The following is a 17415-nucleotide window of genomic DNA, read 5'->3' as shown; positions in this document are numbered from 1 at the left end:
ATGGTCCGCTCGTTTTTCAACCGCTACGACTCCTGTAAAAGTCCGAAAGCCTAGTCTGGGTCGGCGAGGGTGTCGGCAGCACCGATGGCCTCCGACAGGCGGTGAAGAATCACCCCCCCTACCTCGTCCCGTGCATTCACGGCTCGATCGCGAAGGTCGAGGGGCCGGATGAGCATTTCTTGCACGCGATCCCCTACATGCAGTTCCCCCTCCTTCAAGCAGGACGTCCGCTCACCGGCGAGCGGGGCGTGATCCCCATCCCGCGCCTGCCGGGCGTCACGGAGAACGGCTTCTACACGGAAGCGTGGAAGTACTACCAGGCCCATCCGAACGGCCCTTACCTCCACGGCGGCTGGGATCCGATCCCGCCGGATCCCGACTCCCGGCCGATCCACAAGCGCTGGCTGAGGCAGTATCAGGAGATCGCCGCGGACGGCACCTGGGCCTTCCTGGAGATCTCCGACTCCGACCTCTTCGCCACGCCTCTACCGGCGGATTTCGTGGCCTCGGCCTTCGCCAACCGCGACCTGTACCTGGTCCTGGCCAACTACGGCCGGTCGCCCCAGCAGGTGACCACCGCCGACGCCTATGTCCCGATCGACGAGCCGACGACCCCACCCTCGAAACACTGGCCCCTGCCGAAGCGGTCGCTCAAGATCCTGCGGCGAACCGAGGCGAGCTAGCGGGCGCCCGCCTTGTCGTCGATGGCTCCGCGCGCGATCCTGAAACCCTCGGTAACGCCGCGGGTGACGTGACATGCCAGCTCGCGGCGATCGAGGGAGAGCCCCCCATGTCGCGCCGCGCCCGCATCGTCCTGGCCTGCCTGGTCGCCCTGGCCGTGGGGCTCGAGGTCGCCGTCCGGTCGTTCCGCGGAGCCCCGGGAAAGATCCTGATCCGGAATGACGGGTCGACCCCGGTGGAGGGCCTCATCGTCCGCTTCGGCACGACCGAGGCCGCCGTCGGCCGGCTCGAAGCCGGAGGCTCGGAGAGGGTACGGCTCGACGGCGATGCGCCGGGGACCATCAATCTCAAGTTCACTCAGCGGGGCAACCCGCTGAACGGATTCCAGATCGAGGGATTCGACCCCCGCGAGGTCGCGACCCGGGGAACGCGGATGGTCATCGAGATCCGCCCCGGCGAGGTCGCGAGGTACATGGACGACGACGATCCAAGCCCGGCGGGCCAGCTCCGCGACCGCGTCCTCACCTGGCTCGGGATCGGGGGCGAACCGGACGTGACCAATTGACATCGATCCAGTCTGCCGGATCGGCCAGACGACTCCATTGGCGAGGCCACGCCGCATGCCCAGCAGCACCCGCACGTTCATCGCCATAGCCCTGCCCGAGCCGGTCATCGCCCGGCTCAGGAAGGTGCAGAACGACCTGGCACCGGAGTTCCCCGCGGCCCGGTGGTCGCATGGCGGGTCATTCCACCTGACGCTTGCGTTCCTGGGCGATGTACTGGACTCCGACCTGAGCCTTGTCTGCCGCAAGGTCGCCGAGGCCGCCGCGCCCCACCGACCCTTCGACCTGTCGCTCGAGGGCATCGGCCTGTTCCCGAACGCGGATCGTCCCCGCGTCATCTGGGCCGGGCTGACCGCGCCCGACCTGGCCCCCCTGCTCCAGCTCCGGAGGGCCGTCGCGGAGGCATGCCGATCCGCCGGCTATCGCCCCGACGATCGCTTCACCCCGCACGTCTCACTCGGCCGGATCCGCGAGGACCGCCGTCGGCCCCGACCCGCCTCCGTACCGCCACTCCGAGACAAGGGGCCGGCCTCCCGTTTTGAGGGCTGGACCGGGGGCACCTTCCGGGTCTCTGCCATCACCACGTACAGTTCAACCCTCGACCCGGAAGGCCCCACTTACACGCCCCTTTCAACAGCTCAATTGAGCGGGAAGAAAATCGACGCATCGCCTTGACTGCTTTGGAGATCCATGATATAGTAGTGTTCGTTAGTACAGAACTCGGGAAGACCTTCAGAGGGGAGATCGACGTGGCCAAGCGACAGGGAACGCAGGAGGCCAAGCCGGCGGCGCAGACGGCCGAGGCGAAGGCGTTGAACAATGCGATCAGCCAGATCGAGAAGACGTTTGGCGCCGGGTCGATCATGAAGCTCGGCGAGGGGAGTCACCTGGAGGTCGAGGGGGTCTCGACCGGGGCCCTCTCGCTGGATCTGGCGCTCGGAGGCAAGGGGCTGCCGCGGGGCCGGATCGTGGAGCTGTTCGGCCCGGAGTCGAGCGGCAAGACGACGATCGCCTTGCACTCGGTGGCGAACGCCCAGCGGAACGGCGGCGTGGCGGCGTTCATCGATGCGGAGCATGCGCTCGATCCCTCGTGGTGCAAGCGGCTGGGGGTGGACATCGAGTCCTTGCTGGTCAGCCAGCCGAGCAGCGCCGAGGAGGCGCTCCAGATCGCCGAGATGCTGGTCATGTCCAACGCGGTGGACATCATCGTGGTCGACTCGGTGGCCGCGCTCGTGCCGAAGGCGGAGATCGAGGGGGAGATCGGCGATAGCCACGTCGGCTTGCAGGCCAGGCTGATGTCCCAGGCTCTCCGGAAGCTGACCGGCGGCGTCTCGCGTTCGAAGTGCGTGCTGATCTTCATCAATCAGATTCGCGAGAAGATCGGCGTGATGTTCGGCAGCCCGGAGACCACGCCCGGCGGCCGGGCCCTGAAGTTCTACAGCTCCTGCCGGATCGACGTCCGCCGGATCGGGCCGGTGAAGGACGGCGAGGAGGTGACCGGGTCGCGGGTGAAGGTCAAGGTCGTCAAGAACAAGGTCGCTCCGCCGTTCCGGGTCTGCGAGTTCGACATGATGTACACCCACGGGATCTCACGCGAGGGAGACCTCCTGGACCTGGCGATCGCGGACAAGCTCGTGGAGAAGTCCGGCTCGTGGTTCAACTTCGGCGACCTCCGCCTGGGCCAGGGCCGCGAGAACGCCAAGCAATACCTCCGCGACAACGCCGCGGTGGCCGATCAGATCTCCACCCAGGTCATCGCCAACCGCCAGGGGCACACCGCCACCTTCAGCGCCAACGGCGCGACCGACGAGGGAGAAGAAGGCGAGGATTGACCGCCCGGGCACATCCCGTTCCGCCGAGAGAGTGCGCCTTCGACTCGCCCGCCCGAGCAGTCCCTCTCATTCGCCCCGTGCCCGCGTCGACAGGTATGGGGCGATTTCACCGATCTCCGCCAACCGGGCCGCCCGGTCAAGCCCTGAGTCCTGCAAGCGTGACGGGGAGGGTAAGAGCCCCGTCGTCCTCGAGACCGGCGCCGGCCGCCCGAATCCCTTGACGATTCGGGGGGTCGGACTACAACGCCTTCCGGTCAGGTGGGGAGGACGAGGAGGCGACCGGACGAGATGCGCGATCCGAAGCGAGTTGTGATCATCGGAGCCGGCCCGGGGGGGCTTGCCTCGGCGATGCTGCTGGCCGCCGCCGGCTGCGACGTGACGGTGATCGAGCGTCAGGACCGGATCGGAGGCCGGACGACGACGATCGGCGGCGACGGCTTCCGCTTCGACCTCGGTCCGACGTTCTTCCTCTATCCGCGGGTGCTCGAGTCGATCTTCGAGGCCGTCGGCCGGGACCTCCACGCCGAGGTGCCGATGGTCCGCCTCGACCCGCAATATCGCCTGGTCTTCGGCGCGGGGGGGCAGCTCGACGCGACCCCCGACCTGCCCCGGATGGAACGGGAGGTGGCCGCCCTCTGCCCGTCCGACGCCACGCGGCTCGGCCGATTCCTGGACGACAATCGCGTCAAGATGGCCGGGCTCAAGCCGATCCTCGAGTCGCCGTTCGTGCGATGGCGCGACGTGCTCTCGCCCCACCTCATGAAGGCCCTGCCCCACGTCCGGCCGTGGCTCTCGCTCGACGGCGAGCTCCGACGCTACTTCCGCGACCCGCGGGTCCGCCTGGCGATGACGTTCCAGTCGAAGTACCTCGGGATGTCCCCGTTCAACTGCCCGAGCCTGTTCTCGATCCTCTCCTTCCTGGAATACGAGTATGGCGTCTTCCACCCGATCGGCGGCTGCGGTCGCGTCTCCGAGGTGATGGCGTCCGTCGCCGAGGACCTCGGCGTGCGGATTTCGCTGCGGGACGAGGTGGATGAGATCCTCTTCAGGGGCCGGAAGGCCGTGGGCGTCCGCTCCCGGTCCGGGCTCCACGAGGCCGATGCCCTGGTGATCAACGCCGACTTCGCCCGGGCCATGACGCGGCTCGTGCCGGACCGCCTGCGACGACGATGGACCGATCGCAAGCTCGCCAGGAAGCGATTCTCGTGTTCCACGTTCATGCTCTACCTGGGGCTCGAGGGCCGATGCGAGGACCTGCCGCACCACACGATCTACCTCGCCCAAAATTACCTGGAGAACCTCGCCGACATCGAGTCGCGTCATGTCCTCTCGCGCGACCCGTCCTTCTACGTCCAGAACGCGTGTGTCACGGACCCGTCGATGGCTCCGTCCGGTTGCAGCACCCTGTACGTTCTGGTTCCGGTGACGCACCAGTCGAGCACCGTGGACTGGTCGCGCGAGGCGCCCGCCTTCCGCGACCTGGCGCTATCCCAACTCGCCAGGATTGGCCTGGGGGACGTCCGCTCGCGGATCCGCCACGAGCGGATGGTGACTCCCGCCGACTGGGAGTCCCAGCATCAGATCCACCTGGGGGCCACGTTCAACCTGGCACATTGCCTCACCCAGATGCTCCACCTCCGCCCGCGGAATCGGTTCGAGGACCTCGAGTCGGTCTACCTCGTCGGGGGGGGGACCCATCCCGGGAGCGGCCTGCCGGTGATCTACGAATCCGCGCGGATCACCTCCCGGCTGATCGGAGAAGACCTGGGCCTGAGAGTCGCCGTCGAGGCTCCCAGGGCGGGGCGACAGGCCGGGCCGGTCGTCGCCACGACGGGTAGATTCTGATACTCGAATGGAACAGCGACGTGCTTGGAGCGAGAGCGAATGCGAGCGTCGATGGCGAGGCGGGTCGGGGTGATCGGCGGTGGGCTCGGTGGCCTTGCATCGGCCTGCACCCTGGCGGCCAGGGGATACGACGTCGTCCTATTCGAGAAGAATCCCTGGCTCGGCGGCAAGGCGGCGGAGCTCTCCGAAGCGGGTTATCGGTTCGACATGGGGCCGACGATCCTGCTCATGCCTTCGGTCCTGAGGCGGATTTTCGCCGAGGCGGGTCGAGACCTGGCCGATGAGATCGAATTGATCCCGCTCGACCCCCAGTGGCGATCGTTCTTCGCCGATGGATCGGTCCTCGACCTGCACGCGGACGTCGAACGAATGGTCCGGACGCTCGACGGCTTCGCTGCCGGCGGTGCGGCTCGCGGTTACAGGGCGTTCCACGGCCTGTCCCGTCGGCTCGAGAGCATTTCCCATCGCTACTTCTTCTGGCGGTCGATCGGGTCCCTTCGCGACATGTTCGACGCGGCCAAGGCCCTGCGCATCTCGACGCTATCCGACGTGCTGAGCATGCGGCCATGGAGCACCGTTTCGGGGCTGATCCGGGCGAAGATCGATGACCCCCGGGTCGCGCAGATGCTCGACCATTTCACCCAGTATGTCGGATCGTCCCCCGACCTGTCTCCGGCCGTCCTGTGCGGGATCGCGCACATCCAGACGGGCGAAGGGGTCTGGTATCCGCGCGGAGGCACCCGCGCCGTGGCCAGTACCCTGGCCCGCCTCGCCGCCGATCTCGGCGTGGAATTTCAGATTGGCCGGGGAGTCCGATCGATCGCGACCGATCCGGACGGTGCCGTTTCCGGCGTCGAACTCGAGGACGGCCATGTCGAACGCCTGGGCGCGGTCATCTCCAACTGCGACGCCGTCCGCACCCATCGCGAGCTGCTGGCCGGCCGCCCGGCCGCTCGTCGATTCGAGAAGCGGCGGGGCTACGAGGCCGCATGCTCGGGCGTGGTGCTCTACCTCGGGCTCGATCGCCGTTACGATCAACTCCTCCACCACAACTTCGTCTTCTCACGCGACCCTCATGAGGAGTTCGCCTCCATCTACGGGCGGGGCGAACCGGCCGGCGACCCGACCTGCTACGTCTGCGCACCCGCCAGGACCGACCCGACCGTCGCCCCGCCGGGCGGCGAGGCGCTTTACGTGCTGGTGCACACGCCCTATCTCCGACTCGGCCAGGACTGGTCGGAGATCTTCCCGGCCTATCGGCGGACGATCATCGAGAAGCTCCGGACGACGGCCGGCCTGGACGACCTCGAATCACGTATCCGGCTGGAACGCTGGCTTACGCCCCAGGACATCCACGACCGTTATCGCGTCCTGAACGGGGCCATCTACGGGCTATCCAGCCACGGACGGCTCACGGGCGCCTTCAAGCCCGCCAACCGCAGCCCGGACGTTCGCGGCCTCTATCTCGCGGGCGGCGCGGCCCACCCGGGACCGGGCATGCCCATGGTCATGATGTCCGGCTGGATCGCCGCCGATGCCCTGGACCAGGACCGGCTTGCGGGCAACCTCGGGTGGAAAGACGGGAATCTAGCCGCCGACAAACTCTGATCAACACGGACAAGTCATACTGAGGGAGTCCCAAGAACCAGGAAGGTGGGCGGCTCGGTTGTGCTCTCCCTCACTCGACTTCCTGGATCATCAGTGCGGATCTGAGTGCCTCTGTGGCTATTCACCCTCCTCCTCGATCCGTGGCCCGCTCTCCCAGGCTCTTCGGGCTGTTTCGGTGGTATGCGCGCCGATACGTGGCCCGGCATTTCCGGGCATTGCGGGTTGCGTCGGATGGGCCGATGCCGGTGCTGGGGCGTGGGCCGCTGGTGATGGTGATGAATCATCCGTCCTGGTGGGATCCGATGATCGCCCTGGCGATGAGTGCGGAGATGCCGGCCTGGCGGACTCATTTCGGTCCGATCGACGGAGCGGGCCTGGCGCAGTATCCGTTCTTGGAGCGGATTGGCTTCTTCGGCGTGGAGCCCGGGACCTCGCGTGGGGGCGTCCAGTTCCTCCGACGCAGCCTCGAGATCCTCGCGCGCCCCGAGGCGACCCTCTGGATTACCGCCCAGGGTCGATTCGTCGACCCACGGGAGCGGCCTCTGCGGCTCCAGCCCGGGATCGGCCACCTGGCGCGACGGCTCCGAGGGGGATGGATCGTTCCGGTGGCGGTCGAGTATCCCTTCTGGGACGATCGATGCCCGGAAGCCCTCATCCGATTCGGGAGCCCGATCGAGATCGTCGATGGGCCCGCCGCCTCGCCCGGGACGTGGACGGCTCGGATTGAGGCGGCGTTGGAGCAGAACCTGGATGGACTGGCGTCGCTGGCCCGCCGCCGGGACCCGTCGGATTTCACCCTGATCGTCGCAGGGACTTCGGGAGTGGGCGGAGTCTATGATTCGTGGCGACGCCTACGCGCCTGGAGCCGGGGCGAACGCTTTCGGCCTGAACATCGCGTGTCGCGACCGCCGCCGACCTGAACCGATCGAGGCGTCATGCTCGGCCTGATCCTCACGTCCCTGTTATTCGCGGCGCTGCCCGCTTGGCTCTTCCGGTCGAACCTGCGCGCCTACGCGCCCCCGCCGCGCCCACTCCCTTCGGGAGGACCGCCGGCGTGTTCCATCCTGATCCCCGCTCGGAATGAAGAGGACGCCATCGGTGAGGCGGTCGCGGCGGCGCTCGAGAACCGTGGGGCGGAGATCGAGATCCTCGTCGCCGACGACCATTCGGCGGATCGGACGGCGGAGATCGTGCGGGCAATCGCGGAGCAAGACCCACGAGTTCGGCTCGTGGCGGTGCCGGATCTCCCCGCCGGATGGTGTGGCAAGATGCACGCCTGCTGGGTACTCGCCGCCGAGGCGAGGCATCCCCTCCTGCTGTTCGTCGACGCCGATGTCCGTCTCGCGCCTGACGCGGTCTCGCGGATGGCGGCCTTCCTGTCGGTCACGGACTCGGACCTCGCCAGCGGGATACCCCGGCAGGTGACCCTTGGGCTGATGGAACAGCTCCTCGTCCCCCTGATTCACTTCATCCTCCTGGGATTCCTGCCGATCCGCCGCATGCGGCGGAGCCGCGACCCGTCACTGGGAGCGGGCTGCGGCCAGGTTTTCATCGTCCGGGCGCGGGCCTACCGCGCCTGCGGCGGCCACTCGGCCGTGCGGTCGACGCTCCACGACGGCCTGAAGCTCCCCAGGGCCTTTCGCGCCTCGGGCCTGTCGACCGACCTCTTCGACGCGACCGACGTGGCGTCCTGCCGGATGTATAGGTCGCCCGCGGAGGTCTGGCTCGGACTCGCCAGGAACGCCCGCGAGGCGCTCGCGTCGCCGGCCCTGATCGTGCCGACGACGCTCGTGCTGCTCGGTGGCCAGGTCCTGCCCATCCTGCTCCTGGTCATGAGTGCCTTGACGGCCTCGCGACCGGGAAGATGCGTCGAGCTCGCCATGGCGAGCGTCGCGACCGCCTGCGCATACTATCCGCGGCTCGCCGGCCTGGTCCGCTTTCGTCAGCCGGTCGCGGGAGCGCTGCTCCACCCGCTCGGAGTCCTGCTCCTGGTCGCGATCCAGTGGTTCTCGATCCTTCGGCGCCTCATGGGCCGGCCTGCCACCTGGCGTGGACGTTCGGAACCTTCGGCCGTTACGTTCGGCCTCGAGAGCATCAAACCAGAGGCCCGGGCCTGAATTCCCATGAAGATCCTTTTCCTCCACGGCTGGTTCTCGGTGCCCGGCGGGCTGAAGCCGAGTTACCTGATCGAACACGGCCAGACGGTCACGAACCCCCCGCTCGACGACGACGATTTCGAGCGGGCGGTCAGGACGGCCCAGGCCGCATTCGATCGGGACACCCCGGATGTCGTCGTCGGCTCGTCGCGCGGCGGGGCCGTGGCGATGAACATCGAGGCCGGCACGACGCCGCTGGTCCTGCTCTGTCCGGCCTGGAAGCGGTGGGGCTCGGCCGGGATGGTCAAGCCGGGGACGGTCATCCTCCACTCCGAGGCCGATGAAGTGATCCCGATCGCCGACAGTCGAGAGCTCGTGCAGGCCAGCGGCCTGCCCGATTCGGCCCTGATCGTCGTCGGGACCGAACATCGGCTCGCCGATCCCGAGTCGCTGGCTGCGATGCTGCAAGCCTGTCGTAATGCGACACATCCAACCGATGCGTCCGGGTGACGACGAGCCGCCTGTCCGAGACGCCCCGACTTCGTCGAGATCCACGTCCTGCGGGCGGCGATCCCTGTCGGACCCTCGCCGTCGCCCGGGTCAGCCCAGCGGCGGCCGTACGGCTTGTCCCGTACCCGGCCTCCGCGGCGTTCGTTTCAGCGCGAACCTCCCCTCGCGGGTGGCTCGTCGTCGGATCGGGCTGATTCGAAGCCTGGTCGTTGGCTCGTCCGCTTGACCTCGATTGCATGAGGTTCCATAATTGCGCCTATTCGAGGGATCTCGTTTCGATCCAGCAGGGGATCGTCTGTGCGCGTCTTTCGGTCGGCGACGGCAATACTTGGACGGCGACTCGGGATCATCTTGCTGATCCCCGGGCTCTTCCACGTCCCCTTGCCTGAGGCCGATTTCCACAACGTGCGGCATCATGACGCCGCCGGCGAGAATTGCCCCAATCACGAGCACCTGTTGCGCTGGCATCCCTCGGCCGGTCGGGCTGCGGACGTGTCCATCCTGCACTGGCACTGGTTCGTTCCCAGCGGCCGCGGTAGCGAGCCCCCGCAGACCGATGGCCTGACCAACGACCTGGGCCATCGGGGATTTCCGGCTGGACCCGCCCTCCACGCCTATCTCCCCATCGATGCATCGGCACCGGACTGGGGCCGATCCCTCGCCTTCACGGAAGCACCCCGCAGGCTCTTCCAGGGACTTGCGACGGGGCCCGACGGCCGGCTCCGGCCGATCCTGTGCACGATCGAGGTCCCACCAATCCCGCCCGATCCCGGTCGCCTCGACGCAACGGGGGATCGTGCGCGCCCCGCGGCCGAATCCACCTCGGTCCGCGGCGAACGGCGCAACTGCTGAGGCCGAACCGCCCGGGTAGCGTGCCAGTCGAGCCGAGGTTCTCCGGCACTGCTTGGGGGCCTTCGCGCCCCCGCGCCACAATCAGAATCCCCAATTGAACTGAATCGACGAGGCATCCGTCGGAGTAACGGTCATGGCTTCACCAGTCCTGGTACGTCCGGGCCGGCGATGGCTCGCCCCCGCATTGCTGCCCTGGTTAGGAATGGGTGCCTGCCTGGCCCTTCTGGCCGGCCATCTGGCGCTCGACTTCGAGAAAGCCCGGCGCAGGTACGCCGCGTTGGAGGAGGCGTTCAAGGCCGGGGTATCGCCAGCCGCCCCGGCAGTGGCCACCGAGCCGAGGTCGACGGCCGCCCCGGCGACAGTTTTCCTCCCTGCGACCAAGGTCAAGGCCGCCAAGATCGAGACGGGTGCGGCCCGTTACGATCAGGTCGCGAGGGAGCTCGGGGTCTCCGGTCGGATCGAGGTGAACGCGGACCGGCGGATCGACATCCGGCCGAGGGCCGCGGGCGTCGTTCGAGAGGTCCACGCGACCCTCGGGCAACGGGTCCGGAAGCTTCAGCCACTCGTCACGATTGACAGCCCCGAGGTGGGCACCGCCCGCCTGAATATTCGCGCCCGCCAGCGCGAGCTGAGCACGGCGAGGATCGAGAACTCGTGGAAGTCGGATGTCGCGGCGGCCGTGGAGCTCCTCATCCCCGAGATCCGCAAGGGGACCGACCCGAGCGCCATCCAGAGAGAGTTCGCCGACAAGCCGCTGGGGATGTACCGGGGGACCCTCCTCCAGGCCTACGCGGAGTATGACATCGCCGCCCACGAGGAGGAGAAGACCGCCGGGCTGAGGAGCGAACAGGTCATCGGCGAGCATCCGGCGGTGGTCGCCCGCCACACTCGCGAGGGGCTCCAGGCGAAGCTGTATGCCGCCATCGAGCAGGTGAAGTTCGACGCCAGCCAGGAGAAGCGACTCTCCGACCAGCGGGTGCGGCTCGCCGAATCCGAGGTCGTCGACGCCGCCCACCGGCTCCGGATCCTCGGCGTCGAGGAGAACATACGGGACCTCCTCGATCATCCGGAGCGGGCCGACACCCGGGCCATCGACGAGGACGTCACGGCCTATCAGCTCGTCGCGCCGTTCGACGGCACCGTCATCGCCAAGGCCGTCGTGGCCAGCCAGAAGGCGGAACTCAACGAGGTCCTCTACTCGGTCGCCGACCTGGCCTCCGTCTGGGTCACGGCGAATGTCCCCGAGTCCGACGTGGCCAAGCTGCCGACGGTGGAAGGGGGTGCCATCCGGCTCTCCTCGACGGCCTACGGCGACCGGACCTTCGGCGCCAAGCTCCTCTCCGTCGGCGCGATCGTCGATCCGCAGACCCGCACCGTCGCGCTGCTGGCGCAGGCCGAGAATCGCGACGGCCTGCTCCGCCCCGGGATGTTCGTGCGAATCGCCCTCGATAGCCCGACCCGGGAACAGGTGCTCACCGTCCCCCGAGCCGCTCTCGTCGAGATCGATGGCAAGTCGGGCGTCTTCGCGCCATCGAAAACCCCTCGGCCCGGAACCGCCGAGGCCGCCTCCGAGGCCGGGCCCGATGCCCTCGCCGGCTTCGTGTTCCGGCCGGTCGTCGTGGGTCGCGAGCTCGGCGATCGCGTGGCGGTCGACGGCGGGATCCATGAGGGAGACGTCGTCGTGACCGCGGGCGCCTACCAGCTCAAGAGCGAGCTGATCCTCAAGGAAACCGACGACGAGTGATCACCCGGGGAAGGCCGGAGAAACGCCATGCTCAACGCGATCATCGAAGGATCCCTGAACAACCGCCTGCTGGTCCTGATGGCGACGGCGCTCGTGGCCGGCCTGGGCGTCTACTCGGCCGTAAACCTGCCGATCGACGCGGTCCCCGACCTGACGAACGTACAGGTCCAGGTGATCACGGAAGCCCCGGCGCTCTCTCCCCTGGAGGTGGAATCACTCCTGTCCTTCCCGGTCGAAGGGGCGATGAGCGGCCTGCCGGGTGTCGAGCAAATCCGCTCCATCTCCAAGTTCGGCATCTCGGTCGTCACGATCGTCTTCCACGAAGGGACCGATATCTACCGCGCCCGGCAGCTCGTCGGCGAGCGACTCCCTCGCGCGGCGGAGGCCATCCCCGCAGGATACGGCAACCCCACGCTCGGGCCGATCGCGACGGCGCTCGGCGAGGTCTTCCAGTTCCAGGTGAAGGCGACACCCGAATCGGGCATCGGCCTGATGGAGCTGCGGACCCTCCTGGACTGGTACATCGCCTTCCAGCTTCGCAAGGTCCCGGGCGTGACCGAGGTGAATGCGCACGGCGGGGAGATGAAGACCTACCAGGTCGAGGTGGACCCCGACCGCCTGGGCAACTACCGGCTGTCGATGACGGATGTCTTCGAGGCGCTCCGGAGCAACAACTCGAACGTGGGGGGAGGATACCTCGTCCACGAGGGGGAAGCCCGCTACATCCGCGGCGTCAGCCAGGCCACCTCGTCCGACGACATCGCCGCGATCGTCATCGACGAGCGCGCGGGGGTGCCGGTGACGATCGGGAACGTGTCCAAGGTCCACCCCGCTCCGATGATCCGGGCAGGGCTCGCCACGCGTGACGGCCGGGGCGAGATCGTCACCGGCCTCGTGATGATGCTCATCGGCGAGAACGGCCGCCGGGTCGTGACCGACGTCAAGCGCGAGATCGCCGAGATCCAGAGGAGCCTCCCGCCGGGCGTCACCATCGAGCCCCTCTACGACCGGTCCCATCTCATCGCCCTGACGCTGGGGACGGTGGAGCACAACCTGGTGGCCGGCGGGGCGCTCGTGATCCTCGTCCTGCTGGTCATGCTCGGCAACGTCCGCGGCGGCCTGATCGTGGCGCTGGCCATCCCGCTCTCCATGCTCTTCGCGGCCAACATCATGCTGGCCACGGGCGTCTCGGCGAGCCTGATGAGCCTGGGCGCCATCGACTTCGGCCTGATCGTGGACTCGAGCGTGATCATGGTGGAGAACTGCGTCCGCCGGCTGGCCCACGAGGGGGGGACTCGCCCCAAGCTGGACATCGTCCGCGACGCGGCCATCGAGGTCCGCCGGCCGACGATGTTCGGCGAGCTGATCATCGCCATCGTCTACCTCCCCATCCTGGCGCTGCAGGGGACCGAGGGAAAGCTCTTTCGGCCCATGGCGCTGACGGTGATCTTCGCGCTGGCCGGCTCGCTCGTCCTGTCCCTCTCGTTGATGCCGGTGATGGCCTCGCTGGGCCTCAGCGACCGGCCCCGGGAGGAGGAGCTATGGCTAATCCGTTGGCTCAAGAGGCTTTACGTCCCGATCCTGGACGCCTTCATTCGCCGCCCCTGGCTGGCGCTTGGCGTGGCCGCGGGGCTCGTCGCGGCCAGCATCCCGGTCGCCTGGCACATGGGGGCGGAATTCATGCCCAAGCTGAACGAGGGGGACCTGCTGATCGAGGCGGTGCGGATCCCGTCCGCCTCGCTCGAGGGGGCCGTCGCCTCGTCCTCGCAGATCGAGGGTCTTCTGGAGACGATCCCCGAGGTGCGATTGGTCTACAGCAAGACGGGACGTCCCGAGATCGCCAACGACGTGATGGGGGTGCACCAGACTGATGTCTGGACGATGCTGAAGCCCCAGGAGCAATGGCGTCCGGGCCTGACGCGGGACGCGCTGATCGAGGAGATGAACCGGCTCCTGACCGAGAACGTGCCGGGCGTGAAATTCGGCTTCAGCCAGCCGATCGAGATGCGGGTCAACGAGCTGGTGGCGGGCGTCAAGAGTGACGTGGCGGTGCTGATCTCCGGGCCGGACCTGGACGTGCTCCACCGGCTGGCCGACGAGGTGGAACACGTGCTGGCGAAGATCCCCGGCTCCCGCGACATCAAGGTCCCCTCGTCGGGTCGGCTCCCCATGCTGAGGATCAACGTCCGCCGCGACCAGCTCGCCCGCTACGGGATCAAGGCCTCGGATGTGCTGGACGTCGTCGCTTCGCTGGGGGGGACGACGGCGGGCACGGTCTTCGAGGGCCAACGGCGATACCCGATCCGAGTACGGCTGCCCGAGGCCTGGCGGAACGACGCCGAGCGGATCGGCTCGATCCGGATCGTCGATTCGGTCGGACGCCCGGTCGCGCTCAAGGACCTGGCCGACCTGGCCTTCGAGGAAGGCCCCAGCGAAGTGGAGCGGGAGAACGTCCAGCGCCGGGCTTACGTGGGCGTGAACGTCCGTGGCCGCGATATCGCCGGCTATGTGGCCGAGGCCCAGGCCGCGATCGATGCCCAGGTTCGAAAGCCCCCGGGCTACCAGTTCCGCTGGGGAGGGCAGTTCGAACACCTGGAGACGGCCTCGAAGCGGCTGGCCGTGGTGGTGCCCGTGGCCATGCTCCTGATCTTCCTCCTCCTCTACAGCACCTTCCACTCCATGCGGCTCGCATTCCTGATCTATCTGGCCGTCCCGATGGCGGCGACCGGAGGGATCTTCGCCCTGGTTTTGCGGGACCTGCCGTTCTCGATTTCGGCGGCCGTCGGCCTCATCGCCCTCTTCGGCGTGGCGGTGCTCAACGGCCTGGTCTGGGTCAGCGCGGTGGAGCATCTCCGCGCCGAGGGCATGGAAGCCCACGCCTCGGCCCGAGAAGCGGCGATCGTCCGCCTCCGCCCGATCCTCATGACGGCCCTGGTCGCCGGCCTGGGTTTCATCCCGATGGCAGTCGCCACCACCCCCGGGGCCGAGATCCAGCGTCCTCTCGCCACCGTCGTGATCGGCGGCCTCTTCACTTCCACATTGCTAACCTGCCTCGTGCTCCCGGCCATCTATCCCTGGTTCACCACGACCGATTCGGCCTCGGCCTGATCACCCGTCAAGCTTCGATCGCCGGGTTTCCTGCCCGATCCGGCGCACGGGTCGGGCCTCTTCCCAATCCAGGATGCCGGACTCCGTGCACGGCGACCTGTCCGATCCCCTCCACGCTCGATGGATCGGCGGGCGTGCGCACTCACCTTCCCAAATGAATATCACCGGCCGTTCGTCGAGACGCCCGCCCAGGTTTGAGTCGTGTGATTCTGCAAGCGGGAATAGATATCGTGTCTACACATCAATAATCGACAAATGCAAATCGTGGCCCAATTCAGCAAGATGATGACAGGAAATGCAATCACCCGCCCGACCGATTTCTGCGTCACTTGTCGCTTTCATAGACTCACAAGCGAGTTGCGTCCGAGCCGCCGTCCGACCTCAACACGGCAACATGGAAAGTCGGCAAACATGATCGACAGAACACATTCACATGCAATCGCTTTTGTGGCAGTGTTGATTTTTTTCAACATCCCAGAAACGTGTTGCATTTTGTGGAACCATGTCCCAATTTAGCACCTCACACGGGTTGCTGCGGGAATCAGAACTCCGGTTTTCCCGGATTCGGGTTTCCAGCCGGCATGTGCGGGTATCGTGCGTCGCGATGTCCTCCCGTGTTTCCTCCTTGGAGAAGGTCCATTGTCCATCCCCTCGAATTCCTCGGCCCGCAGGTCCGCCGCGGCATTGCTGGTCCTCCTCGCGAGCCTAGGGGCGAGTTCTCAGGTCTCCGCCCAGCAGTACACCTACTATCCCGCCCGCGGTTATCAGGCACCGAGGTATTACTCACAGCCTGCCTATTCGTATCCCCGCGCGGCAACGCAGACCCCCCAATACTACTACTATCAGCAGCCGACGTACGCTCCGCAGTACGCCACGGCTCCGCAGGCCAATCAAGCGCCCGAGCCGACGCAGACGGCGAACGGCGCCCAGGTTATACCGACCTCGTATGCCGTCCCCGTGGCCGAGCCTCAGCCCGTTCAGACCGTCCAGGCGGCTCCGGCCCAAACGGGCTACGATGATCCCTATGGATTCCTCTCCTGGCTCAACTCGACCCGGGCTTCCTACGGCCTGGCTCCCGTGAGCCTGGACCAGAACCTGAGCAACTGGGCCGCGCAGAACAACAACGCGCAGCTCGCCAGGGGCCTGGGGCATTTCGTGATGGGCCCGGCGCGGCGTCAGAACTCGGCCGCGGGCGGAGTGTTCCCCGGAGCCATGTGGATGGCGTCCCCGGCCCACCGGGCGGCCCTCCTGGACCCGACGATCACCTGGATCGGGATCGCAGCGGCCGGTGCTTACTGGACGTTCAACGCCTACTGATGGCGTCGCGAAGGCGATGAGGATTCGCTGCCGATGACCGGCAAGCGAGGAAGGATTCCGAGGCGTCTGCGATCGGGTGTCGACCCGCGATGATCTCGGCGGGACCCCGGATGCCTCCCAGTCGGTGAAACCCCCGAAGTCCCTGCTCGAGCTGCTGGCCGGAGCCTGCTGCGCGCCTCGGATCCACGATCCGGGACGGAGCAGAAGCGGGGGAGTCGTGTTCACCGGAGGGGAGTCACAGCAGGGCTTCGCCGGAGCGCCGCGGACGCGGCCCCGACGCCGACGACCTCATGCTCAAAGAAAGAGCGAGTCCCGAATCCCCGCCAGGATGGCCTGTTCCAGGTTCGGGTCCCTGCCGCGAGGGATCCACCCCAGGGGCGCGGGGACCGGCCCGATGATCTCGTGGGTCCGGTTCACCGGGAAGTCGTTGTTGAATACCGCACGACCGGCCGCGGCGCGGTCCGGTTTGACCATATCCTCCAGCTCCTTCCACACCTCCACCTTCACCAGGTATCCACCAGTCGGGGCCGGCTCCACTTTCACGATCGCGAAGCGTCGGATCGTCTGGAGGGTCGATTCAAGCCGCTCGGTGAAGCCGACCGAGTCGCCGCTCCAGGGTTCCAGCAAGGTCGCGCCGATCTTCGGTTGAGTAACGATCGTGTGCGCCAGTCGGTCCTCGCGATCGATGTCGAAGTACCGGTCGGTCACCTCGACCGACTTCCTCCATACAACCTCGAAGTCGGTGATCGGGATGGCCAGGGGATTCTCCGCCACGGGCCTTGGCGAGAATATCCTGGAGAGATGGGGGGCATGGAACGGGCCCATCGTGGAGCAGCCCGTCGGTCCCGACAGCGAGACGGCCAACCCGAGCAGGCACGCCGCCGCGATCCGCGTCTTTCGCATGATTCGAGGCCCCATCCTGATTGGACCACCCGGCTCGGCGCGAATCCGACCCGCCGTGCCGTTCTCTCCCGCACGCCCTCGCAGGCCGGCCAACGGACGGTCCCGGGCCGGTCGGCCCTACCGCCTCCGCCTTCCCGTCGCGGCATCGCAATCCGCTTGCAACCCCGGGCTTCGAGATGTGCCCGGTCCGCGTTGAAGTGAAAATCGTCGGCCCGGAGCCCGGTCCCCCTCATTCCCGGCCTGACGGCTTCTGCCACGGGTCGTTCGGAGGACGGTTCTATCCTGGCCCTTCGGCGCGGCATCCTCGCCATTTTCCCGCAACCTGGCAAGGTCGATTCCCGCAGCAGCATGACACT

The 17415-nt window shown here is 67.4% G+C and carries 14 protein-coding genes; 13 read left to right on the top strand and 1 reads right to left on the bottom strand.

Features of this window, described 5'->3' with window-relative positions:
- The first annotated feature begins 101 nt into the window (after window positions 1–101).
- From G6O54_RS34440 to G6O54_RS34380, 13 genes are all read left to right on the top strand, one after another.
- Complete coding sequence (locus G6O54_RS34440; RefSeq protein WP_165234651.1) at window positions 102–683, top strand: hypothetical protein; 582 nt, start codon at window positions 102–104, stop codon at window positions 681–683.
- Window positions 684–790: 107 nt separating this feature from the next.
- Window positions 791–1246 carry a hypothetical protein gene (locus G6O54_RS34435; protein WP_165234648.1) on the top strand — a complete coding sequence of 152 codons (456 nt, stop codon included), beginning with the start codon at window positions 791–793 and terminating at the stop codon, window positions 1244–1246.
- A gap of 55 nt (window positions 1247–1301) precedes the next feature.
- Complete coding sequence (thpR, locus tag G6O54_RS34430) at window positions 1302–1919, top strand: RNA 2',3'-cyclic phosphodiesterase (RefSeq protein ID WP_165234645.1); 618 nt, start codon at window positions 1302–1304, stop codon at window positions 1917–1919.
- A gap of 74 nt (window positions 1920–1993) precedes the next feature.
- Window positions 1994–3076: a recombinase RecA gene (gene recA, locus G6O54_RS34425; protein WP_165234642.1), complete on the top strand. Its 1083-nt coding sequence runs from the start codon at window positions 1994–1996 to the stop codon at window positions 3074–3076.
- 288 nt (window positions 3077–3364) lie between these two features.
- On the top strand, window positions 3365–4921 hold the full coding sequence (gene crtI, locus G6O54_RS34420) for a phytoene desaturase family protein (protein ID WP_165234639.1): 1557 nt from the start codon (window positions 3365–3367) through the stop codon (window positions 4919–4921).
- 39 nt (window positions 4922–4960) lie between these two features.
- Window positions 4961–6529 (top strand): phytoene desaturase family protein, encoded by a 1569-nt coding sequence (locus tag G6O54_RS34415; protein WP_205679131.1) that lies wholly within the window; start codon window positions 4961–4963, stop codon window positions 6527–6529.
- Window positions 6530–6768: 239 nt separating this feature from the next.
- On the top strand, window positions 6769–7449 hold the full coding sequence (locus G6O54_RS34410) for a lysophospholipid acyltransferase family protein (protein WP_165234637.1): 681 nt from the start codon (window positions 6769–6771) through the stop codon (window positions 7447–7449).
- A 15-nt stretch (window positions 7450–7464) separates the two neighbouring features.
- Entirely contained in the window at window positions 7465–8646 is a 1182-nt protein-coding gene (locus G6O54_RS34405; protein WP_165234634.1) for a glycosyltransferase family 2 protein, read from the top strand.
- 6 nt (window positions 8647–8652) lie between these two features.
- Window positions 8653–9135 carry an alpha/beta fold hydrolase gene (locus tag G6O54_RS34400; RefSeq protein ID WP_165234631.1) on the top strand — a complete coding sequence of 161 codons (483 nt, stop codon included), beginning with the start codon at window positions 8653–8655 and terminating at the stop codon, window positions 9133–9135.
- Between the two features lie 351 nt (window positions 9136–9486).
- Window positions 9487–9987, top strand: a complete 501-nt coding sequence (locus G6O54_RS34395) for a hypothetical protein (RefSeq protein WP_165234628.1) — start codon at window positions 9487–9489, stop codon at window positions 9985–9987.
- Between the two features lie 133 nt (window positions 9988–10120).
- Complete coding sequence (locus G6O54_RS34390) at window positions 10121–11731, top strand: efflux RND transporter periplasmic adaptor subunit (protein ID WP_165234624.1); 1611 nt, start codon at window positions 10121–10123, stop codon at window positions 11729–11731.
- A gap of 27 nt (window positions 11732–11758) precedes the next feature.
- Window positions 11759–14839 (top strand): efflux RND transporter permease subunit, encoded by a 3081-nt coding sequence (locus tag G6O54_RS34385; protein ID WP_165234621.1) that lies wholly within the window; start codon window positions 11759–11761, stop codon window positions 14837–14839.
- Window positions 14840–15478: 639 nt separating this feature from the next.
- The gene (locus G6O54_RS34380; RefSeq protein ID WP_165234617.1) at window positions 15479–16156 is read left to right on the top strand and encodes a CAP domain-containing protein; all 678 of its coding nucleotides are present in this window, start codon (window positions 15479–15481) and stop codon (window positions 16154–16156) included.
- Window positions 16157–16450: 294 nt separating this feature from the next.
- Here G6O54_RS34380 and G6O54_RS34375 read toward each other — a convergent pair whose 3' ends face one another.
- Window positions 16451–17059 (bottom strand): hypothetical protein, encoded by a 609-nt coding sequence (locus G6O54_RS34375; RefSeq protein WP_205679130.1) that lies wholly within the window; start codon window positions 17057–17059, stop codon window positions 16451–16453.
- Window positions 17060–17415: the final 356 nt, after the last annotated feature.

This window comes from Aquisphaera insulae, assembly GCF_011064615.1.
GTDB lineage: Bacteria > Planctomycetota > Planctomycetia > Isosphaerales > Isosphaeraceae > Aquisphaera > Aquisphaera insulae.
Note: the sequence above shows the minus strand (reverse complement) of the source record. Positions and strands in the feature narration are given on the sequence as shown.

Coding starts and splice junctions, on each gene's coding strand:
- G6O54_RS34400 (WP_165234631.1), top strand. CDS start 8,653: ATGAAGATCCTTTTCCTCCACGGCTGGTTCTCGGTGCCCGGCGGGCTG.
- G6O54_RS34415 (WP_205679131.1), top strand. CDS start 4,961: ATGCGAGCGTCGATGGCGAGGCGGGTCGGGGTGATCGGCGGTGGGCTC.
- G6O54_RS34375 (WP_205679130.1), bottom strand. CDS start 17,059: ATGCGAAAGACGCGGATCGCGGCGGCGTGCCTGCTCGGGTTGGCCGTC.
- G6O54_RS34390 (WP_165234624.1), top strand. CDS start 10,121: ATGGCTTCACCAGTCCTGGTACGTCCGGGCCGGCGATGGCTCGCCCCC.
- G6O54_RS34410 (WP_165234637.1), top strand. CDS start 6,769: ATGCCGGTGCTGGGGCGTGGGCCGCTGGTGATGGTGATGAATCATCCG.
- G6O54_RS34405 (WP_165234634.1), top strand. CDS start 7,465: ATGCTCGGCCTGATCCTCACGTCCCTGTTATTCGCGGCGCTGCCCGCT.
- G6O54_RS34435 (WP_165234648.1), top strand. CDS start 791: ATGTCGCGCCGCGCCCGCATCGTCCTGGCCTGCCTGGTCGCCCTGGCC.
- crtI (WP_165234639.1), top strand. CDS start 3,365: ATGCGCGATCCGAAGCGAGTTGTGATCATCGGAGCCGGCCCGGGGGGG.
- G6O54_RS34385 (WP_165234621.1), top strand. CDS start 11,759: ATGCTCAACGCGATCATCGAAGGATCCCTGAACAACCGCCTGCTGGTC.
- thpR (WP_165234645.1), top strand. CDS start 1,302: ATGCCCAGCAGCACCCGCACGTTCATCGCCATAGCCCTGCCCGAGCCG.